The organism is Halopseudomonas pertucinogena, assembly GCF_014646575.1.
Classification (GTDB): Bacteria; Pseudomonadota; Gammaproteobacteria; order Pseudomonadales; family Pseudomonadaceae; genus Halopseudomonas; species Halopseudomonas pertucinogena.
Window position 1 is genome coordinate 61,942 of the sequence record NZ_BMNN01000006.1, and the last position, 20,308, is coordinate 82,249.

18 protein-coding genes and 1 pseudogene are annotated in these 20,308 nt (G+C 62.4%); 4 read left to right on the forward strand and 15 right to left on the reverse strand.

Annotated elements, in window-relative coordinates:
* Window positions 1-46 precede the first annotated feature (46 nt).
* Window positions 47-463, forward strand: coding sequence for a hypothetical protein (locus IEW63_RS12450; RefSeq protein ID WP_188636957.1), 417 nt, complete (start codon window positions 47-49; stop codon window positions 461-463).
* Here the strand turns inward: IEW63_RS12450 and IEW63_RS12455 are convergent.
* Window positions 454-1,161, reverse strand: a complete 708-nt coding sequence (locus IEW63_RS12455) for an SOS response-associated peptidase family protein (protein ID WP_188636958.1) — start codon at window positions 1,159-1,161, stop codon at window positions 454-456. The genes IEW63_RS12450 and IEW63_RS12455 overlap by 10 nt on opposite strands.
* 85 nt (window positions 1,162-1,246) lie before the next feature.
* Between IEW63_RS12455 and IEW63_RS12460 the strand changes: the two genes are divergently transcribed.
* A complete protein-coding gene (locus IEW63_RS12460; protein WP_188636959.1) occupies window positions 1,247-1,684 on the forward strand; it encodes a LexA family protein in 438 nt (145 codons plus the stop codon).
* Entirely contained in the window at window positions 1,677-2,948 is a 1,272-nt protein-coding gene (umuC, locus tag IEW63_RS12465; RefSeq protein ID WP_188636960.1) for a translesion error-prone DNA polymerase V subunit UmuC, read from the forward strand. Before IEW63_RS12460 ends, umuC begins: the two co-directional genes overlap by 8 nt.
* Window positions 2,949-3,061: 113 nt before the next feature.
* Here the strand turns inward: umuC and IEW63_RS12470 are convergent, their stop codons facing one another.
* Entirely contained in the window at window positions 3,062-3,457 is a 396-nt protein-coding gene (locus IEW63_RS12470) for a hypothetical protein (RefSeq protein ID WP_188636961.1), read from the reverse strand.
* A gap of 504 nt (window positions 3,458-3,961) precedes the next feature.
* Here IEW63_RS12470 and IEW63_RS14665 point away from each other — a divergent pair.
* Window positions 3,962-4,132: pseudogene (locus tag IEW63_RS14665) on the forward strand (lipocalin family protein); the annotation flags it as partial.
* A 117-nt stretch (window positions 4,133-4,249) separates the two neighbouring features.
* On the opposite strand, the gene IEW63_RS12480 reads toward IEW63_RS14665, so the two are convergent.
* The 13 genes from IEW63_RS12480 to nuoC all read right to left on the reverse strand — a co-directional run bounded on the left by IEW63_RS12480 (window position 4,250) and on the right by nuoC (window position 20,278).
* Complete coding sequence (locus IEW63_RS12480; RefSeq protein ID WP_229710514.1) at window positions 4,250-6,160, reverse strand: DUF7844 domain-containing protein; 1,911 nt, start codon at window positions 6,158-6,160, stop codon at window positions 4,250-4,252.
* A 29-nt stretch (window positions 6,161-6,189) separates the two neighbouring features.
* Window positions 6,190-6,501: a DUF2388 domain-containing protein gene (locus IEW63_RS12485; RefSeq protein WP_188636962.1), complete on the reverse strand. Its 312-nt coding sequence runs from the start codon at window positions 6,499-6,501 to the stop codon at window positions 6,190-6,192.
* A gap of 59 nt (window positions 6,502-6,560) precedes the next feature.
* A complete protein-coding gene (nuoN, locus tag IEW63_RS12490) occupies window positions 6,561-8,015 on the reverse strand; it encodes an NADH-quinone oxidoreductase subunit NuoN (protein WP_188636963.1) in 1,455 nt (484 codons plus the stop codon).
* Window positions 8,016-8,037: 22 nt separating this feature from the next.
* A complete protein-coding gene (gene nuoM, locus IEW63_RS12495) occupies window positions 8,038-9,567 on the reverse strand; it encodes an NADH-quinone oxidoreductase subunit M (protein ID WP_188636964.1) in 1,530 nt (509 codons plus the stop codon).
* Window positions 9,568-9,598: 31 nt separating this feature from the next.
* Window positions 9,599-11,452, reverse strand: coding sequence for an NADH-quinone oxidoreductase subunit L (nuoL, locus tag IEW63_RS12500; RefSeq protein WP_188636965.1), 1,854 nt, complete (start codon window positions 11,450-11,452; stop codon window positions 9,599-9,601).
* Window positions 11,449-11,757, reverse strand: a complete 309-nt coding sequence (gene nuoK / locus IEW63_RS12505) for an NADH-quinone oxidoreductase subunit NuoK (protein ID WP_188636966.1) — start codon at window positions 11,755-11,757, stop codon at window positions 11,449-11,451. Before nuoK ends, nuoL begins: the two co-directional genes overlap by 4 nt.
* Window positions 11,754-12,260, reverse strand: coding sequence for an NADH-quinone oxidoreductase subunit J (gene nuoJ, locus IEW63_RS12510; RefSeq protein ID WP_188636967.1), 507 nt, complete (start codon window positions 12,258-12,260; stop codon window positions 11,754-11,756). The genes nuoK and nuoJ overlap by 4 nt, the downstream gene beginning before the upstream one ends.
* 19 nt (window positions 12,261-12,279) lie before the next feature.
* Complete coding sequence (gene nuoI / locus IEW63_RS12515; RefSeq protein ID WP_188636968.1) at window positions 12,280-12,828, reverse strand: NADH-quinone oxidoreductase subunit NuoI; 549 nt, start codon at window positions 12,826-12,828, stop codon at window positions 12,280-12,282.
* A gap of 11 nt (window positions 12,829-12,839) precedes the next feature.
* A complete protein-coding gene (gene nuoH, locus IEW63_RS12520) occupies window positions 12,840-13,829 on the reverse strand; it encodes an NADH-quinone oxidoreductase subunit NuoH (RefSeq protein WP_188636969.1) in 990 nt (329 codons plus the stop codon).
* Window positions 13,826-16,555: an NADH-quinone oxidoreductase subunit NuoG gene (nuoG, locus tag IEW63_RS12525; protein WP_188636970.1), complete on the reverse strand. Its 2,730-nt coding sequence runs from the start codon at window positions 16,553-16,555 to the stop codon at window positions 13,826-13,828. The genes nuoH and nuoG overlap by 4 nt, the downstream gene beginning before the upstream one ends.
* 95 nt (window positions 16,556-16,650) lie before the next feature.
* Window positions 16,651-18,000 carry an NADH-quinone oxidoreductase subunit NuoF gene (gene nuoF, locus IEW63_RS12530; protein ID WP_188636971.1) on the reverse strand — a complete coding sequence of 450 codons (1,350 nt, stop codon included), beginning with the start codon at window positions 17,998-18,000 and terminating at the stop codon, window positions 16,651-16,653.
* Window positions 17,997-18,497, reverse strand: a complete 501-nt coding sequence (gene nuoE, locus IEW63_RS12535) for an NADH-quinone oxidoreductase subunit NuoE (RefSeq protein WP_188637045.1) — start codon at window positions 18,495-18,497, stop codon at window positions 17,997-17,999. Before nuoE ends, nuoF begins: the two co-directional genes overlap by 4 nt.
* Window positions 18,494-20,278 (reverse strand): NADH-quinone oxidoreductase subunit C/D, encoded by a 1,785-nt coding sequence (gene nuoC / locus IEW63_RS12540; RefSeq protein ID WP_188637046.1) that lies wholly within the window; start codon window positions 20,276-20,278, stop codon window positions 18,494-18,496. Before nuoC ends, nuoE begins: the two co-directional genes overlap by 4 nt.
* Window positions 20,279-20,308: the final 30 nt, after the last annotated feature.

Here is a 20,308-nt window from a genome sequence, read left to right on the forward strand (position 1 = left end):
TTCGCGTTAAAACAAATCTCAACATCACATCGAAGAAGGGACTCAGATGAGCGCCGAACTCTACATCGCGTACTGGGGCGCAGGCTTATCGACGCTGCTCGCGCTCTTAAAGTTGTGGGAATACTGGCAGCATCGCTTCCGCCTGGACGTATCCTACCGACTGACAGGAAATGAGTACGAAGGCAATCAGATTTTTATTCGGAATCTCTCAGATCGACCGATTATTTTGGACCACTGGGAGCTGAGCTATGTGAAAGGACGTTGGTTCTGGCGAAAGCTTTCCCCGATTGCCACCGCCACGGATCCCATCCAGCTGCGGATAGAGCCCTGCTCCTCGGCAACCTTTGACTTCAGAGAAGAAAACCACTTCGGCTGGTCTGCGGCTGCGCTCAAAGGTCGGCGGATCTGTATCAAGCTGTATGTGGTCGGCCGCAAGCCTCGACTGAAGACAATCTACCCCTGATCATGGTGGGGCGCCATAGCAATCAGCGTTCCTCCCTCATTCCTCACATTCCCCACCGCCTTGCCCACCGGGTACCACTCAAACACATCCGCCGGCTCGCCATGCCGCGCTATAATCACGCCCGCCTCATCTGCGGCCAGTTCAGGGTCGAGCCAATTTGCTGCGGTTTCGGGTGATAGCACGACTGGTTTCCGGTCGTGTATATCCACCATGCCCTGGTCGCTGTCCGCTGTGATGATAACGAACCCGTCTCCTTCGTGCGGCTCGCCGCCGTCCCGCCGGAACTGACCAATCGCCGCGAAGTACATCGGCTCCCCATCTTTTCTGTGGATGAAGTAGGGCTGCTTCTGCTTCGGGTCGTCAGGATCCTTCACCCACTCATACCAGCCATCAGCCGGGACCACGCACCGGCCGCCTGCCCAGATGGATTTGAAGAACTTGCCGGTGGCCGCTGTCTCGCCCCGGGCATTGATCGCCGGTGGCCGCTTGCCCCTTGCCCAGAATGGCGCCCAGCCCCAGGGCACCAGATCCCACCGCAGCCCGCCCGGGTCCTGATGCAGAATGCGCACCTTCGACCGCGGCGCGACGTTATACCGGTTGATCGGCTCAGGATCCATGCCGCCAAGCAGCGGCAACTGCAGGCCGATCGGCTCCAGGTATTCCCAAGCAATCCGGTACTGCGCGAACCTGCCACACATGCCCGCCTCCTATCCGCTCCTGATTGACGATCCCGGCCAATAAAAATACTGTATGCGCATCCAGTCACGCCAGCGAGTCACGCTAATGAGTAGCAATGCAGTAATCATAGGCCCGATCTCCCGATCGAACACCGAATTGCGGTTCTATACATGCCGGGTGCCGGCCGGCTTCCCCAGCCCGGCGCAGGATCACATGGACCAGCCGCTGTCTCTGGATGAGCTGATGGATGTGGACGCGCCGCATGCCTATCTGGTCCAGGCGTCGGGCGACAGTATGATCGGAGTGGGGATATTCGACGGCGACGTGATGGTGGTGAACCGGAAGCTGGATCCGGCACCCGGCCACATCGTCATTGCCGCCCTGAACGGGGAGGTGTGCGTGAAGCGGCTGACGAAGCGCGGGGAACAGTACGTGTTGGAGTCAGCGAATCCGAAATACCCGCCCCGATTCATCATGGAGGGGGATGAGTTCGACGTCTGGGGCGTAGTCACCGGCAGTCTGCGGCGCTTCCACCATGGCTGATCGGGCCATTGCGCTGATTGATTGCAACTCGTTCTATGCGAGCTGCGAACGGGTATTCCGGCCAGACCTGCGCCGGGTGCCCATCGTGGTGCTGAGCAACAACGACGGCTGCGTGATCGCCCGGAGCGCCGAGGCCAAGCCGCATGTCCGGATGGGCGAGCCCTACCACAAGATCCGGGACGTGGTGCGCCGCCACGGCATCGTCGCGTTCTCCAGCAACTATGCGCTGTACGGCGACATGAGCCAGCGGGTGATGACGGTGATCGAGAGCATGGTGCCGGCGCTGGAGGTGTACTCCATCGACGAGGCATTCGCTGACCTCACCGGTATCAGCGGACCCGAACAGCTGGCCCGCCAGATCCGCGCCCAGGTGCTGAAACAGACTGGCATTCCCACCGGCATCGGGATCGGCCCGACGAAGACATTGGCGAAGTTGGCCAACGCCGCGGCGAAGCGCTGGCAGCAGCACACCGGCGGGGTCGTTCATCTGGACACGCCAGAGCGCCGCGACTGGGTGCTGAGGAAGATGCCGGTTGATGAGGTGTGGGGCGTGGGCCGGCGGATGAAAGAGCATCTGGCCGTGGCGGGAATCAAGACCGCCTGGGACCTGGCCCAGGCCGATGCCTGGACCCTGCGCAAGCGGCATAGCGTGGTCCTTGAGAAAACCGCCCGCGAACTGCGCGGCGTGCCCTGCCTTGATCTGGAAGACGAGCCACAGCCGAAGCAGGAGATCTGCTCATCCCGCGCGTTCGGCGAGCGCTTGCACGCTATCGAGCCGATCCGTGAAGCCGTAGCCACCTATGCCGCCCGGGCTGCTGAGAAATTGCGCGCTCAGGGCTCGCTGTGCAAGCAGGTCCGGGTCAGTATCCGCACCGGCATGTTCAACCCGAACGAGGCGAAGTTTGCGAAGGGGATTGTCTGCGAGCTGCCGTTTCCATCCGACGACACCCGGCTGATCATCAAGGCCGCCAGCCAAGGGCTGGATGCGATCTACCGCACCGGCTACGCCTACGCCAAAGCCGAGATCCTGCTGATGGACCTGCGGCAGCGTGGGGAATTCAGCGGCGACCTGTTCGCCCAGGAGCAGCCGGAATCATCGGAGCGGGTAATGGGAGTTCTGGATCAAATCAATGCGAGATGGGGGAGGGGGACGCTGCGCCCGGCGAGGGTGCCGGTTACCCCGGGATGGGGCATGCGTCGTGAGCTGTTGAGCCCGAGATATACGACCGATTGGAATGGTCTGTGGAAGGTGGGATGCAAGTAGCGGGGCGCTCGAAGGGCGGCAGAGCGGGCGAAACGTTTGAATGCTGTTCCGCAGCCATTCCTGACTCCCCCGCCATTGCGGTCATTTCACCTCAATCGGCCTCGAAACTCTTTTTAACTGCGGAGCAAACCCAGCAGTTTGTCCAAGCGCTTCAAGTAGGACTCCATCTGCGTTTTAGCCAACCAAGGAGCATTGCCGTCTTGGTAAAGGAATACTGCTCTGGGGTGGTCACCCCCCAAAACCATTTTCAGTTTGTCTACCAGGGAGTTATCTACAATTCCCACGTAGTCGCTATACGAGACTAAATCCTGGTACCCAGAAACACCCAATGGCTTGTAATCCCTGTTCACCACGACAGTTATTTGGCTGCCGTCCTCTGCCTGCTCATGAATCACTGCATAGGGAAGCAACGACCGTATGTATGATCTGTATAAAGGGGATGTTGAGCCACGTTTAGGCAGGTCTTTCAGAGCACCGTTGATGATCCGGACTATTTGCTTTCTGTGCATTTTTTTCTCCTTTTTGGCCATGCTATCACTTTGCCAACTGTCCTCAAGCATAGCGTCGAAAAGGTGCGTGCGCAGGAAGTGCTCGTCAGCTTCTGATGAAGAAAATATTCCGAAATTCTGTTCCGCAATTATTTCAGACCCCGCGCGGTTATTGGCCTACAGCGGGGCTGAAATGCTTACGATGCGGAACGAAAAGAGCGATAAGACCATGATTTATATGGAAATGGCAGCGGACTTAAAATCCCTCGAAGGGTAACCTTCGTGCCGGTTCGACCCCGGCTCCGGGCACCATTCCAGAGCGGTTCTTTCGTTTTCATCCTCCTTCGTTCTGGTCCGCAATTACAGCCGTGGTCCGCAATTCTATTTTGTCGGCGTGATTTTCTTCCCCTTCGATCAGAACGGCTGATTCGCCAGCATATTCCCGCCCATCCATGCCAGCTTCGCAAGAAAGCCGAAATACGCCACGGTACCAACCATGGGATTGCTGGCGCTGGGGCTGGCCGGATGTTCAGTTCACCGCCGAAGGGGGTGCAGCCAGTTACACCCTTCGATGTGGCGCGCTACCTTGGCACTTGGTATGAAATTGCCAGGCTGGATCATTCATTTGAACGCGGACTGGACAATGTGAAGGCCGAATACAGCCTGCGTTCCGATGGCCATTTGCAGGCCGTCAACAGCGGCTATGATCGGAAAACGGGTGAGCGGGAGGAGGCCGTCGGGGGTAGCGAAGTTCATTGGCGCGGAAAACGTGGGCTCCCTGAAGGTGTCCTTTGCTCCTTCCGTGCTGGAGATTCAGAACTCCAGACCACCGGATTGCCGGTGCAATTGGCGCAGGTGATCGCCGAGCAGGGTGATATTGTCCTTGATTCTATCCAGCTCCAGTTTCTGTTCCGGCAACAGCAGCGCTTCCACCTGCTGCTCCAGCGAGTCCGTCATTTCCAGCAGCGTGGACCGGCGCGTCGATGCCGTCTCTTCCAGCAAGGCAGCTTCCTCGGGTTGAGGCAGGCCATAGCCGGTCGGCAGCAGGTCCGCAGGACGACTCAGGAAGGCGCTTTCAGTCAGCAGGGCTGACATGAGTTCTCCTGCTTCCTGCAAAGCACCCATCCCCTCACGGCCGCTCAGAAAGCGCAACTTGAGATCCTGCTTGATATGCTGCAGATGCTGACGCAGAGCAGCATTTTCCAGTACCAGCAATGCAGCCGTTGGTGGCAGAGCTCCGGGCTTGAGCCACGGCTGGCGCTGTTCGGCGGTCAGCGCCAGCCACTCGCTGAAACTGCCGGAGGGGATTTGCAGGTGGCTGCGGACGATGGAGAACAACTGCTCGTAACGCTCGCGGTAGGAGTCGAACCGGTAACCAAGTCGCAGCGCCTCGACAGGATCCCGCAGCGGCCGGGCGTCAGCCAGGCCGCGGCTTTCCAGTAGGCGTAGCAGACCATAGGGCGTCTGGCTGTCCAGATCGATCAGCTGCGGATGGTTGCTCCCGCTGCGCAGCAGCTTGAGGGTTTCGACGGCGCAGTTATTGTTGACGAAGTAGTAGGTGCCGTCATAGCTCCAGTGCTGGGTGGCGGCCTGGTGGGCCAGCCCTTGCAGCTGCTCAGGTGTCAGCTGCAAAGGCACCGACGACAGGGTGCGCAGTTCGGTGCGGGTATATTCATCGATTACCCGTTGCAGCGGCAGGATGAACAGGCGTGACGGGTAGACACCGGTAAGCCCATCCCAGCTGGATAGCTGCACGTCGTCCACGAAGGCGCGGTACGACAACACCAGGTGATGTTGCAGATCAAGCATGCAGTCCGGTCCGGGCTCGCGCCCGGGGGCGCAGATGACCAGCCGCAGCATGCTGTGCCCCCAGCGACCGGCCCAGCTGTGGTCGGCTTCGGCGAGCAGATAATGGGCCTGATACAGGCGTTTCGGGTCCAGCCAGCCCAGCGGCGGTTCGTTGCCGTCCAGAGCCGCGTTGACATAAGGCAGGGCGGAGCAGGGCGCGTCCGCTGCCGGCGACCAGCCGAAGTGCTGGCGCAGATGTGCGGCAAGCGCGGGGCGTCGGCAGGCGTATTGCGGGTCGAGCAGAAAGTGCTCCATGTTCACCGCCAGGAATTCCTGAGGGTTGGTGAACTCGTATGGGTCCGGGCTGCGCAGGCGTTGATGGTTCGCCGCCTCTCGGTCGCCCCGGGTGCCGACCCGTTGCGGCCAGCCGGCCAGATCCAGCCATCGTGGATCGTCGCTCAAGGTATGGCGCCGCCCGACCTGCCCCCTGCATTCGGCCGGCAATCCTATATCGCCCTGGATCTGCTGGCGCTGGTTGCAGGCGCGGATCAACCTCCGCTCCGCATCGCTCCAGGCTCGTTGCTGGTCATAGAAATGGGTCAGCTCATGGATCAGCGTGGCATGCATCAGTCGCCCGGCAGGGGAGACCGGCCCTCCCGTCAGGCCCTCCAGCCAGCGGGCGTTGAGCAGCAGCCGCCCCGAGGGGCTGGCGCGGCCGATGACCTGCTCGGGCAGCCGGTGGGTCCAGCGTACCGGCACGTGTCGCCCCAGTGTTTCACGCATCAAGGGTGGCAGGCTGTCCAGGGTGGCATCCAGAAGCGCCTGTGAAGCCTGCCGCTGCTCAGCGGTCAGGCCGGTGCCGTCCAGCACAAGTTGAAGGGCCGCCTGGGCGGGAGGGATCGACAGAAAAAGTGTAACCAGCAGCGCCGACGCCACGCGGCGCTGCCAACGGAAGGATGAGAAGCTCAACGGGCGAGAATGGCCTCGGCCAATTGCATGTCACTGGCCTCGAGTCCGGGGTGCTGTTCACGGACGTGGACGAGCGCCGCTTCCAGGTAGGCGCCCCGGATCGCGCCATTGCTTCCGACAAAGCTGGCAGCGTCGGCCCGGGCATCCAGGATGACCTTGTCGTTACCGGAAATCGCATCGCTGGTGGCCTCGACGGTGTTGACCAGGGACCCCCCAATGGCATCTGTGGTACCGATGAAACTGCTGGCGGACACACCGCCGGCAACGCTGAACAGTGCCGCACCGGCAAGAATTACGAGACGTGGCATAAATGGATTCCTTTGAAGATTGCCCATGAACACCGCGCCGGAGCGCGGCATGCAGGCCGTCACCTGAAAAGTGTAGCCTGTTCTACAAGGCCCAGCAGGGGCTGCGGGTAGACACCCAGCGCGAAGACCAGCAGGGCCATCAGCAGCAGCATGATGCCGCCGGCGTGCTGACCCCAGTTCAGCGGTGCGTCCCGGCGGCGGATACCAGGCTCCACCAGATACAGGGTGACCATGACCCGCAGGTAGTAATACAGGCCGATGGCACTACCCAGTATCAGCGCGCCCAGCAACCACCACAGTTGCGACTCCACACCTGCGGCGATGATGTAGAACTTGCCGATGAAACCCGCGGTCAGGGGAATGCCGGCCAGCGACAGCATCATGACCGTGAGCACGGCGGTGAGGTAGGGACGACGCCAGAACAGCCCGCGGTATTCGTACAGCGCGTCCGCGTCGCGACCCTTGAACGGGGTGGACATCAGCGTCACCACACCGAAGGCGCCGATGGTGGTGAGCACATAGGTCACCAGGTACACGCCCACCGCCTCCACCGCCAGACCTTTGCTGGCAATGAGGGCAATCACCAGATAACCGAAGTGGGCGATGGACGAGTAACCTAGCAGCCGCTTCAGGTTGCTCTGCATCAGCGCCAGTAGGTTGCCGAACAGGATCGAGCCGATGGCGATGACCGCCAGCAGGTCATTCAGCCAACCACCGGCGGCGGCTGGGGAGACCTGATACAGGCGCAGCAGTACCACGAACACTGCTACCTTGGCGGCGGTGGCCAGAAACGCCGAGACCGGTGCCGGCGCGCCCTCGTAGACGTCCGGTGTCCAGATGTGGAAGGGCACCAGCGACAGCTTGAACGCCAGCCCGATCAGCATCATGCCGAAGCCCAGCTGCAGGATGGGGCTGAGGCTCACCGCGCCCAGTGCCGCGAACGCCAGGCTGCCGGATTCGGCATAGGCCAGGGCCATGCCGAACAGCAGGAAGGCGGAGCCGGCCGCAGAGAGCACCATGTATTTGATGCCCGCTTCCAGCGAACGCTTGTTGAAGAAGGCGTAGGCCACCATGCCGTAGACCGGCACCGACAGTAGCTCCAGGCCGATGAACAGGCTGGCCAGGTGCGAGGCGCCGACCATGACCAGCCCACCGGCAGCGGCCAGCAGCATGAGCAGATACATTTCCTCGCGGTTGCCGGGAAAACCCTCACCGATATTGCTCTTGCCCAGGTAAGCATGCGCCAGCGTAACGCAGGCCAGGGTGGCCACCAGGATCACGCCCATATACAGAAGCGCGAAGCGGTCCACCTGCATCAGGCTGGTGAATTCGATAGGTGCAGACTGCAGAGCGGGAATCAGCGACAGCAGTGCCAGATTCAGCCCCACCGCGGTGAGGATGAAAGCCAGGTCATGCTGACGCCGCCAGGCGATGGTCAACATGACCACGATCGCCGTGCCGCAGACGATCAGCAGCGGCAGCAGGGCAGTGAAGTGGGACAGGGTAAATTGCATAGTGTCAGTTTCCATCAGACTGCTACCGGACCGGAACGAGGTTGGAGAGCGCATCGCTGAGCCAGTGCTGCACACCGCTCATGCTCGCCGCCGAGGTATCCAGCACCGGTTGCGGATACAGGCCCAGCGCCACAACCAGTGCTACCAGCGACAGCATCATCGCCAGTTCGCGGGCGTTCAGGCCGCGCAGGGCATCGCCTTCACGTGGAGCGCCGAAGTAGGCACGGTGAATCATGATCAGCGAGTAGGCCGAGGCCAGTACCAGACCGAAGGTGGCGATCACCACGACCCAGGGATTGTCCGCGAAGCTGCCGAACAGGATGAGGAACTCCCCGACGAAGTTGCCGGTGCCCGGCATGCCCAGCGACGCGATCGCGAAGAACATGCTCAGCGCCGGCAGCCAGCGCAGGCGGGCCCAGAGACCACCCATCTCGCGCATGTCGCGGGTGTGAATGCGTTCATACAGCTGACCGCAGAGGATGAACAGCGCCGCTGCCGACAGGCCGTGGGCGACCATCTGTACCACCGCTCCCTGCAGCGCCAGGTGGGTAGTGGCATAGATGCCGATCAGCACGAAGCCCATGTGCGAGATGCTGGAGTAGGCCACCAGGCGTTTGATGTCAGTCTGGGCGAAGGACAGGATGGCGCCGTAGAAGATGCCGATCAGACCCAGGGTCATGGCAATCGGCGCGAATTCGACCGAGGCGTCGGGGAACAGCGGCAGGGCAAAGCGCAGCATGCCATAGGCAGCGGTCTTCAGCAGGATCCCGGCCAGGTCCACGGAGCCCGCAGTGGGTGCCTGGGCGTGGGCATCGGGCAGCCAGGAATGCAATGGCACCACCGGGAACTTCACCGCGAAGGCGATGAAGAAGCCGAGCATGAGGATGTATTCCACACCCGCCGGCATGTCCAGACCCAGCAGCTGGTCATAGGCAAACGTCAGTACGCCGGTCTGGTTGAAGTTGTACAGCACCAGTCCGAGGATCGCGACCAGCATGATCAGCCCGCTGGCCTGAGTGTAGATGAAGAACTTGGTGGCGGCGTTGATGCGGGTCTTGCGGCCCGCGCCACTGTGACCCCAGAGCGCGATGAGGAAATACATCGGCACCAGCATCATTTCCCAGAAGAAGAAGAACAGGAACAGGTCCATCGCCAGGAACACGCCGGCGACTCCGCCAAGGATCCACATCAGATTGAGGTGGAAGAAACCGATCCGGTGCTGGATCTCGTTCCAGGAGCAGAGTACCGACAGCACGCCGAGGATGCCGGTGAGAATCAGCATCAGCAGCGACAGGCCATCCAGCGCAAGATGCAGGTTGATGCCGAAGCGTTCGATCCAGACGTACTTGAACTCCATCGTCCAGACCGGCACGCCATCGGTGACGGCAGCCATCGAATAATCTTTGCTGACCCAGAGCCAGAGGCTCAGAGCCAGCACCAGACCCATGGTCAGCAGCGCTATCCAGCGTGGCAGGGCGCTGCTGTGGCGTTCGGTCAGCCAGCATAACAGGCCACCGATGAAGGGTATCAGGACCAGCCAGGGCAAAATCATGACGGGATCATTTCCTTGCGTGAATTCATAATCAGACCATCTGCAGCATCAGGATGCCGATAACCAGCACGGCGCCGGCGGCGATGGTCGCGGCATACCAGCGAGTCTGGCCATTCTGGGTACGGCTGAGCAGCGCATTGCCGCCCCTGGCCAGCAGCGGCAGGATGCCGATGGTGCGGTCCAGCGGGTCGCGGGCGAGTATCCGTGTCAGCCACAGGTAGGGTTGCACGAACACCTTGTCATACAGCCAGTCAAAGCCCCAGGCGGCGAACCACCAGGCGGTGAGGAAGCGGCCGGGGGCGCTGTTACCGATGGCGGCAACGACATGGCGGCGACCCAGGTACAGCCAGGCGGCCAGCAGGATGCCCAGTACCGCGATCACCCCGGAGGCAATCTCCAGCCCCATGCGGCCTTCGCCGCCGGCATGGCCCACGCTCTGTGGCAGCACGCCGGTCAGGGGCGGAGTGATCAGCGCGCCCACGAAGGTGGACAGGATGATCAGGGCGAACAGCGGCAGGTTATGGGCAATGCCCTTGCCAGGGTGTGCGTCGATCTGCTCCTCTCCGTGGAACACCACGAAGATCAGGCGGAAGGTGTAGATCGAGGTCAGGAAGGCGCCCAGCAGCCCGGCGTACAGCAGAGCATTGTTGCCGCTGGCAAACGCCTCCCAGAGGATCTCGTCCTTGGAGTAGAAGCCGGCAGTCAGCAGCGGCAGCGCGGCCAGCGCAGCGCCGCCAACGATGAAGCTGGCGTAGGCCACCGGCAGCTTGCGGCGCAGGCCGCCCATGCGGAAGATGTTCTGCTCGTGGTGGCAGGCGTGGATGACCGAGCCGGACGCGAGGAACAGCAGCGCCTTGAAGAAGGCGTGGGTCATCAGGTGGAAGATCGCCGCCTCCCATGCACCGACTCCCAGTGCCAGGAACATGTAACCGAGCTGGCTCATGGTCGAGTAGGCAAGGATGCGCTTGATATCGGTCTGCACCAGGGCGGCAAAGCCGGCCAGCAGCAGGGTGGCGCCGCCGACAATGCCCACCAGGTAAAGCACGTCCGGTGTCAGCAGGAACAGGCCGTGGGTACGGGCAATCAGATAGACACCGGCCGTGACCATGGTCGCCGCGTGGATCAGCGCCGACACCGGCGTCGGGCCGGCCATCGCATCGGCAAGCCAGGTCTGCAGCGGCAGCTGGGCGGACTTGCCCACCGCGCCACCGAGCAGGGCCAGGGTGGCCAGGCTGATCCAGAAGTCGCCTTCGGCGAACCGCTGCGGCGCCAGCACCAGCAGTTCCTGAATGTTCAGTGTGCCCAGCTGGACGAACAGGATGAACAGACCGAAGGCCATCAGCACATCGCCTACCCGGGTGACCAGGAAGGCCTTGAGAGCGGCGTTACCATTCTTGCGCTCGGTGTAATAGAAGCCGATCAGCAGATAGCTGCAGACGCCAACCCCTTCCCAGCCCAGGTAGAGGAACAGCAGGTCATCGGCCAGCACCAGACACAGCATGCTGGCGATGAACAGGTTGGTATAGGCAAAGAAGCGGGAGTAGCCTTCCTCGCCACGCATGTACCAGCTGGCAAACAGATGAATGAGAAAGCCCACCCCGGTCACCACGCCCAGCATGGTCAGCGACAACCCGTCCAGATACAGCGTCAGACTGGGGGTGAAGTTGCCCACCGCCATCCATTGCCAGAGCAACTGGATATAGGCACCGTCCTGCAGCGCGCCGGTACTGAACTGGAAAATGATCCAGGCCGTGACCAGTGCGGACAGGCCTACCGAGCCGACCCCGACCAGTGCCGAGATATTCTCCGACCAGCGGCCGCGGGAGAAGGCCAGCAGCAGGAAGCCGATCAGCGGAAACAGAAGAGTAAGAAATAGCATGTTCATCCGCGCATCTCACTGGCAGCATCGATATCCAGGGTTCTGAAACGGCGATACAGTTGCAGCAGGATCGCCAGGCCGATACTGGCCTCCGCCGCCGCAAGGGTGATCACCAGAATGAACATCACCTGCCCGTCGGCCTGGCCCCAGCGGGCGCCGGCCACGACAAAGGCAAGAGCCGCGGCGTTCATCATGATTTCCAGACTCATCAGCACATACAGAATGTTGCGGCGGATCATCAGCCCGGTGAGGCCAAGGCCGAACAGCACGGCCGCCAGCGCCAGGCCATGCTCCATGGGTATGCCGTTCATGCGATCTCCTTGGCTTCATGACGTCCGATGTGGAACGCGGTGACCATGGCGCCGAGCAGCATCATCGCGGCCAGCTCGACGGCCAGGATGTACGGACCGAACAGCGCGAAGCCAACCGCCTTGGCATCGACGGACTCACCGGTGATCACGGCGGAGGTGGGCTCGCTGAACAGCACATACAGCAGTTGTGCCAGCAGCAGGCCAGAGAGCACCGCCGGCCCGATCCAGCCGCGCGGGCTGAGCCATTGCCGCTCCTGGTTCTCGCTGCCGCTGCCGAGGTTGAGCATCATCACCACGAACACGAACAGCACCATGATGGCGCCGGCGTAGACGATGATCTCCAGCACCCCGGCAAAGGGCGCTCCGAGGGAGAAGAAACACATGGACACCGCCAGCAGCGAGGTGACCAGGTAGAGCAGGGCGTGTACCGCCCGGGTGTTTGTAATCACCATCAGGGTAGCGGCGACCGCCACCCCGGCGGAGAAATAGAACGCGAATTCCATCAGATAATCCTCGCACTGATCATGGCAGCAGGCCCTTGACGTTGACCGGCTCGGCCTCGTTCTGCGCGGCGCCCTTGGGTTTGCCGGCGATGGCCAGCCCCGAGACGCGGTAGAAGTTGTAGTCCGGGTTTTTGCCGGTACCGGCGATCATCAGATCTTCCTTCTCGAATACCAGATCCTGGCGCTTGTACTCCGCCAGCTCGAAGTCCGGGGTCAGCTGGATGGCCGTAGTCGGGCAGGCCTCCTCGCACAGACCGCAGAAGATGCAGCGGGAGAAGTTGATGCGGAAGAACTCCGGATACCAGCGGCCGTCCTCGGCCTCGGCCTTCTGCAGCGAGATGCAGCCCACCGGGCAGGCAGCAGCGCACAGGTTGCAGGCAACGCAACGTTCTTCGCCGTCCGGGTCCCGGGTCAGTACGATCCGGCCGCGATAACGGGGCGGCAGATAGACCGGCTCTTCCGGGTACTGCAGGGTGTCCCGCTTGCGGAACGCATGGCCGAAGATCATCACCAGGCTGCGAAGCTGGGTGTAGGTGCCATGTACTACGTGAATGATTGATTTGATCATGGCTTCTCTCCTCAGGCCGCGGCCAGCACAAACGCGCCGGTCACCAGCAGGTTGATCAGGGTCAATGGCAGGCAGACCTTCCAGCCGAATGCCATCATCTGGTCATAGCGCGGCCGGGGCAGGGAGGCGCGCAGCAGGATGAAGATCATGATGAAGAAGGCGGTCTTCAGCGCAAACCACAGGAACGGCAGCTGCGGCAGCAGATCGAACGGGCCGTGCCAGCCGCCGAAGAACAGTGTGGCCAGCAGGGCAGACACCAGCACGATGCCGATGTACTCGCCGACGAAGAACATGCCCCACTTCATGCCTGCATACTCAACGTGGTAGCCGTCAGCCAGTTCCTGCTCCGCTTCCGGCTGGTCGAAGGGATGGCGGTGGGTAACCGCGACACCGGCGACGAAGAAGGTCAGGAAGCCGAAGATCTGTGGAATGATGAACCACATGTTGTCGGCCTGGTAGGCAACGATGTCCCGCATGTTGAACGAGCCGGCCTGCGCCACCACACCCATCAGCGACAGGCCGAGGAATACCTCGTAGGAGAGCGTCTGGGCCGCGGCGCGCAGGCCGCCGAGCAGAGCGAACTTGTTGTTGCTGGCCCAGCCTGCGAAGAGCACCGCGTATACCGTCAGCCCCGCCATGGCAAAGAAGAACAGCAGCCCGATGTTCAGATCCGCCACGCCCCAGGTGGGGGTGATCGGCACCACGATGAAGGCAATCAGCAACGAGCTCATCGCCACCACCGGCGCCAGGGTGAAGATCAGCTTGTCGGCGAACGGCGGGGTCCAGTCCTCCTTGAAGAACATCTTCAGCATGTCCGCGACGATCTGGAACATGCCGAAGGGGCCAACGCGGTTGGGGCCATAGCGGTCCTGCCAGACCGCCAGCAGACGGCGCTCGACAAAGGACAGCAGGGCGCCGGCGATAACCACCGCCAGCAGGATGACGATGGCCTTGATCACCGCGACCAGGATTGCCATCACCTCGGGAGTGAACCAGCTCATTGTGCTACCCCCTTGAGTCCAGTGACCACACTCGCGGTGTTCAGCGGAGGAATGCCCGGCAGGCCTGCCGGCAGTCCGACCACACCCAGCGGCAGCTCCTCGATGATGCGCACTGCCAACACCAGCTGCCGTTCTCCCAGGGTGGCTTCCACTGTTGCGCCCTCGGCTACGCCCAGACGCTGGGCCTCAGCCTCAGCCAGAGCCAGATACGGCTGCGGCATGCGCTGCTGGATCGGTTCGGCACGGCTTGAGTTTTCCTCACTGCCGAACAGGTGATGCAGCGGCACTGCCTGCCAGTTACCTGGAGCCGGAGCAAAGGCAGCCGGTGCCTCGGCCCATGGCAGATCCATGCGGGCGCCATCCAGCAGGCGGACGCCGGGATCGCCGGCGCGCAGGTGGCCGCCGACCTCGTCCTGGAACTTGTTCCACGCCTGTGGCGAGTTCCAGCCCGGGGCCCAGGCGAAGGCAATCTGCTGGCGGTCTTCCCTGGTGCCGGCGTAACCCTCCATGGAAAAGGCAAAGGGCGTGTCGGGATCCTGGGGCTGACGCGGCTCATGCACGCTGATGTTGGCCCGCATGGCGGTGCGTCCGCTGTAGCGGTGGGGCGCGCGGGCCAGCTTCATGCCCTTGATGCGGAAGTCGGCGTCGGGAGCCGCTTCGGTAATCGCCGCCAGCCGCGGATGTACTGCAGCGCAGGCTTCAGTGACCTGATCCAGGCTGGTCCAGTCGACCGGGTTGCCGAGCAGTGTGTGGCGCAGCGCATGCAGCCAGCGCCAGCCTTCGCGGATCAGCACCTCGGAGTTGTAGTAGCTCGGCTCGAATACCTGGAAGAAGCGCTGCGCGCGGCCTTCCTGGCTGACCAGGGTGCCGTCGCCTTCAGCAAAGCTCGACGCCGGCAGCAGGATGTGCGCCTTGTCCGCCGTGGGGGTCTGCTGATGATCAACCACAACCACCACCTTGGCGGCGGCCAGGGCCGCATCGACCATTGCGCTGTCCGCACGGCGGTAGAGATCGTTTTCCAGTACCACCAGCGCGTCGTACTCGCCGGCGGTCAGTGCTTCCAGAGCCGCCTCGACAGAGCGGTCCGCCTCGTCATCGGCCAGCATGATGGCCATGCCCATGCTGTTGGCTTCCGGCACCACCATGCTGATCGAGCCGTTCTTCTCACGGTTCTTCAGCGCCTGGGCGATGTTGGCGGCGGCATCGATGATCGCCGGGTTGCCCAGCGAGGCGCCGGATACCAGCAGCGGGCGCTGGGCGGCGAGCAGGGCATCGGCAATGCGTTGCGCCAGCTCCAGGGCGTCCGGCTCAAGGTCGGCCACAGCCGGAGCGGCCGGGTCAATGGCATGCGCGACGGCGAAGCCGAGGCGAGCCAGGTCATCCGGCGCGGCCTGCACGGTTTCCGCGGCGATATCGTCCAGCCGGGTAGCCGTGACGCTGGCAATGAACACCGGGTGCCTGGCACCTTGCGCAATGTTTTCCACCGCTGCCTGGTGCCAGCTCTGAATGCCGGCAGCTTCGGCAATTTCGGTGGCCTTGCCTTTGGCTGTCTGGCGCAGGGCCAGCGCGAGGCGGGCCGCGGTCTGAGTCAGGTCTTCACCGAGCACGAACACCGCGTCGTGGCTTTCCATTTCGCGGATGCTCGCGGTGGGCAGTGGACCGTGCTGCAGCAGATTGCGGATGGCCTGGATATTGGCCAGCTCCTGCCGCGCAATACCGGAGTAGAAATCTTCGGCACCGACCAGTTCACGCAACGCGAAGTTGCTTTCCAGGCTGGCCCGTGGCGAGCCGATGCCGAGAATGCGCTGACGGTTGAGCAGGCCGGCGGTCTGGTCCAGTGCCGCATCGATGCCCATGCTCAGCCCGGATCGCTGGGCGACCGGCTGGCGCGGACGATCCTTGCGGTTGACGTAGCCATAGCCGAAGCGGCCGCGGTCGCACAGGAAGTAGTGGTTGACCGAACCGTTGAAGCGGTTCTCGATGCGGCGTATCTCACCATAGCGCTCGCCCGGGCTGATGTTGCAGCCGGAGGCACAGCCGTGGCAGATGCTTGGGGCAAACTGCATGTCCCATTTGCGGTTATAGCGCTCGGAGTGAGTCTTGTCGGTAAAGACGCCGGTGGGGCAGACCTCTGTCAGGTTGCCGGAAAATTCGCTTTCCAGCGTGCCATCCTCGACCCGGCCGAAATACACCTGATCATTGGCACCGAATACACCCAGGTCGGTGCCCCCCGCGTAATCCTTGTAATAGCGCACGCAGCGATAGCAGGCGATGCAGCGGTTCATCTCATGGGCAATGAACGGGCCGAGTTCCTGGTTCACGTGGGTGCGCTTGTTGAAGCGGTAGCGGCGCTGGTTGTGGCCGGTCATCACCGTCATGTCCTGCAGGTGGCAGTGACCGCCTTCCTCGCATACCGGGCAATCATGCGGGTGGTTGATCATCAACCACTCGATGACGCTGGCGCGGAACGCCTTGGCTTCCTCATCGTCGATGGAAATCCAGCTGTTGTCGGTCGCCGGGGTCATGCAGGACATGACCAGGCGGCCGCGGGTGTCGTTCTCATCGCTGTACTGCTTGACCGCACACTGGCGGCAGGCGCCCACGCTACCCAGCGCGGGGTGCCAGCAGAAGTAGGGAACATCGAGGCCGAGTGACAGACAGGCCTGCAGCAGGTTGTCCGCCCCGTCGACTTCGTATTCTTTACCGTCTACATGGATAGTGGCCATGGTTCTACTTTCTTCTTACCCGATAGCGGGTGCTGATAATGGAATCCTTGCGGAGCCGGCGGGGGAAATGGTCGGGCCAACGTCCCCGCCGCCTGTCATGCCTTGACAAATTCGGTGGTCGGTCTGGTTCTGGCAGAACGGTCGACGCCCGCCTCAAACTCCTGGCGGAAGTACTTGATCGCACTGCCGAGCGGCTCGACGGCGCCCGGGGCGTGAGCACAGAAGGTCTTGCCCGGCCCGAGAAAATCGACGATCCGCGCCAGGACCTCAAGGTCCTCGGGTCGGCCTTCGCCGCGCTCCAGCGCGCGCAGGGTCTTGACGCTCCAGGGCAGGCCGTCGCGGCAGGGAGTACACCAGCCGCAGGACTCCCGCGCGAAGAACTCCTCCATATTGCGCAACAGCGAGACCATGTTGACCGTGTTGTCCACCGCAAGAGCCAGGCCGGTACCCATCCGCGTGCCGTATTCGGCGACGCCACCGGAATACATCAGTGCATCCAGGTGCTCGGGGAGCAGAAAGCCGGTACCGGCACCTCCGGGTTGCCAGCACTTGAGGGTGTAGCCGTCACGCATGCCGCCGGCATAATCCTCGAACAGTTCGCGGGCGCTGATCCCGAACGGCAGTTCCCAGATGCCCGGGTTCTTCACCTTGCCGGAGAACCCCATCATCTTGGTGCCGTGGTCACCGCTCTCGGGGCGGGCCAGAGAGGTGTACCACTCCACGCCGTTGCCGACGATTGCCGGGACGTTGCAGAGGGTCTCCACGTTGTTGACGCAGGTCGGTTTGCCCCAGACGCCCACGGCGGCCGGGAAGGGGGGCTTGGCCCGTGGATTGGCGCGGCGACCCTCAAGGGAGTTGATCAGGGCCGTTTCCTCACCACAGATGTAGCGGCCGGCTCCGGTGTGCACGAACAGCTCGAAGTCGAAGCCCGAGCCCATGATATTCCTACCCAGCAGCCCGGCAGCCTCTGCTTCGGCAACAGCCCGCTTGAGATGGCGGGCGGCGTCAACATACTCGCCCCGCAGGAAGATATAACCGCGGTAGGCCTTCAGCGCCCGGGCGGAAATCAGCATGCCCTCGATCAGCAGATGGGGCAGCTGCTCCATGAGCAGACGGTCCTTCCAGGTATTGGGCTCCATCTCGTCGGCGTTGCACAGCAGATAACGGATATTGAGCGACTCGTCAGCGGGCATCAGGCTCCACTTCACCCCGGTAGGGAAGCCTGCACCGCCACGGCCCTTGAGGCCGGAGTCCTTGACGGTGTTGACGATGTCCGCCGCTGCCATCTCGCGCAGCGCCTTGCGCGCAGCGGCGTAGCCGTTCTTCTGCTGATACTCTTCCAGCCATACCGGCTGGCCGTCATCACGCAGGCGCCAGGTCAGCGGGTGGGTCTCTTCCGACCGCTCAATGCGGTTGGCCGGACCGAAGGAAGACAGTTTCTTCATGGGTAGGCCTCCAGCAGGGCAGCCACGCTGTCGGCGCTGACATCGCCGAAGGTGTCATCGTCGATCATCAGCGCCGGTGCCTTGTCGCAGTTGCCCAGACAGCACACGGGGATCAGCGTGAAGCGGTTATCTGCGGTCGTCTGGCCGGGGCCAATGCCCAGCTCCTTGCGGATACTGTCCAGCACGCTTTCATGGCCACCGATATAGCAGGTCATGCTGTCGCAGACGCGGATGATGTGGCGACCCACCGGCTGACGGAAGATCTGGCTGTAGAAGGTGGCCACACCTTCCACATCGCTGCCGGGAATGCCGAGCACTTCGCCGATGGCATCAGAGGCGCCATCCGGTACCCAGCCACGCTGTTCCTGGACGATCTTGAGCGCCTCGATGGACGCCGCGCGCGGGTCCTCGTAATGCTGCATTTCCAGTTCGATGGCAGCGCGCTCGACGTCACTCAGGGTGAAACGGTCAGTCTGAATAAGATTGGTCATGATCAGCGGTCCACATCAGCCATAACGAAGTCGATACTGCCCAGGTAGGCGATCAGGTCCGACACCATGCTGCCGCGGATCACCGCCGGGATCTGTTGCAGGTGCGGGAAGCTGGGCGTGCGGATACGGGTACGGTAGCTCATGGTGCTGCCGTCGCTGGTCAGGTAGTAGCTGTTGATGCCCTTGGTTGCCTCGATCATCTGGAACGACTCGTTGGCCGGCATCACCGGACCCCAGGACACCTGCAGGAAGTGGGTGATCAGCGTTTCGATGTGCTCGAGCGTGCGCTCCTTCGGCGGCGGCGTGGTCAGCGGGTGGTCCGCCTTGTAAGGACCCTCGGGCATGTTGTTCAGACATTGCTCGATGATCTTCAGGCTCTCCCTCATCTCGCCCATCTTGACCATGCAACGGTCGTAGGCATCGCCATTGACCGCCAGCGGCACTTCGAACTCGAAGTTCTCGTAACCGGAGTAGGGACGGGCCTTGCGGATGTCGAAGTCGCAGCCGGTGGCGCGCAGGCCGGCACCGGTCACGCCCCATTCCAGTGCTTCCTTGGTGTTGTAATCGGCCACGCCCTTGGTGCGGCCGATCAGGATGCTGTTCTTCAGCGCAGCCTTCTCGTATTCGTTCAGGCGCTTGGGCATCCAGTCCAGGAACTTGCGTACCAGTTTGTCCCAGCCGCGGGGCAGGTCATGGGCGACGCCGCCGATGCGATACCAGGCGGGGTGCATGCGGAAGCCGGTAATGGCCTCGATCACCTCATAGGCGCGCTGGCGGTCGGTGAAGGTGAAAAACACCGGGGTCATGGCGCCGACGTCCTGGATATAGGTACCCAGGTACAGCAGGTGGTTCTGGATGCGGAAGAACTCCGCCATCATGATGCGGATCACATCCACCCGCTGCGGCACCTTGATGCCGGCCAGCTTTTCGACCGCCAGTACGTAGGGCAGGTTGTTCATCACGCCGCCCAGGTAATCCACCCGGTCGGTGTAGGGGATGTAGCTGTGCCAGCTCTGGCGCTCGCCCATCTTCTCGGCACCGCGGTGGTGATAGCCGATGTCCGGCACGCAGTCGACGATTTCCTCGCCGTCCAGCTGCAGGATGATACGAAACGCGCCGTGGGCCGAGGGGTGGTTGGGCCCCAGGTTGAGGAACATGAAATCCTCGTGCTCACCACCACGTTTCATCCCCCACTCCTCGGGGTTGAAACGCAGGGCTTCCTGTTCGGCATCCTGCCTTGCCGCGGTCAGCATATAGGGATCGAATTCGGTGGCCCGGGCAGGGTAATCCTTGCGCAGGGGATGGCCTTCCCAGTAGGGCGGCATCAGCAGGCGCTTGAGCCGCGGATGCCCTTCGAAATTGATGCCGTACATGTCCCACACCTCACGCTCGTACCAGTCGGCGTTCGGCCAGACACTGATGGCGCTGGGGACGTTGAGGTCATTCTCCTTCAGGGCCACCTTGATCATCACGTCGCTGTTACGCTCGAGTGACATCAGGTGATAGAACACGCTGAATTCCGCGCCGGCCGGCAGGCCCTGACGGTGTGTGCGCAGGCGTTCGTCCACGCCATGCAGGTCGTACAGCATGACGTAGGGCTGTGGCAGCTGGCGCAGGAAGCGCAGGACCGCCAGCAGTTGCTCACGGGCAACCCAGATTACCGGCATGCCGGTCAGGGTGGGCTGGATGGTGAAGCTCTCTGCACCGAAGTGCGCGTTCAGCTCGCTGATGACGCGTTGGTCATCTGCCTTGTACGGGGGTATGTGTAATGCCTGATCTGCAGTCATCATCTCTATCGCTATCGGTCAGCGGTGAAG

Coding starts and splice junctions, on each gene's coding strand:
- nuoH (WP_188636969.1), bottom strand. CDS start 13,829: ATGAGCTGGTTCACTCCCGAGGTGATGGCAATCCTGGTCGCGGTGATC.
- IEW63_RS12460 (WP_188636959.1), top strand. CDS start 1,247: ATGAGTAGCAATGCAGTAATCATAGGCCCGATCTCCCGATCGAACACC.
- nuoI (WP_188636968.1), bottom strand. CDS start 12,828: ATGATCAAATCAATCATTCACGTAGTACATGGCACCTACACCCAGCTT.
- nuoM (WP_188636964.1), bottom strand. CDS start 9,567: ATGATTTTGCCCTGGCTGGTCCTGATACCCTTCATCGGTGGCCTGTTA.
- nuoL (WP_188636965.1), bottom strand. CDS start 11,452: ATGAACATGCTATTTCTTACTCTTCTGTTTCCGCTGATCGGCTTCCTG.
- nuoC (WP_188637046.1), bottom strand. CDS start 20,278: ATGACTGCAGATCAGGCATTACACATACCCCCGTACAAGGCAGATGAC.
- nuoN (WP_188636963.1), bottom strand. CDS start 8,015: ATGCAATTTACCCTGTCCCACTTCACTGCCCTGCTGCCGCTGCTGATC.
- IEW63_RS12455 (WP_188636958.1), bottom strand. CDS start 1,161: ATGTGTGGCAGGTTCGCGCAGTACCGGATTGCTTGGGAATACCTGGAG.
- nuoF (WP_188636971.1), bottom strand. CDS start 18,000: ATGAAGAAACTGTCTTCCTTCGGTCCGGCCAACCGCATTGAGCGGTCG.
- IEW63_RS12450 (WP_188636957.1), top strand. CDS start 47: ATGAGCGCCGAACTCTACATCGCGTACTGGGGCGCAGGCTTATCGACG.
- nuoK (WP_188636966.1), bottom strand. CDS start 11,757: ATGAACGGCATACCCATGGAGCATGGCCTGGCGCTGGCGGCCGTGCTG.
- nuoJ (WP_188636967.1), bottom strand. CDS start 12,260: ATGGAATTCGCGTTCTATTTCTCCGCCGGGGTGGCGGTCGCCGCTACC.
- nuoG (WP_188636970.1), bottom strand. CDS start 16,555: ATGGCCACTATCCATGTAGACGGTAAAGAATACGAAGTCGACGGGGCG.
- IEW63_RS12470 (WP_188636961.1), bottom strand. CDS start 3,457: ATGCACAGAAAGCAAATAGTCCGGATCATCAACGGTGCTCTGAAAGAC.
- IEW63_RS12485 (WP_188636962.1), bottom strand. CDS start 6,501: ATGCCACGTCTCGTAATTCTTGCCGGTGCGGCACTGTTCAGCGTTGCC.
- umuC (WP_188636960.1), top strand. CDS start 1,677: ATGGCTGATCGGGCCATTGCGCTGATTGATTGCAACTCGTTCTATGCG.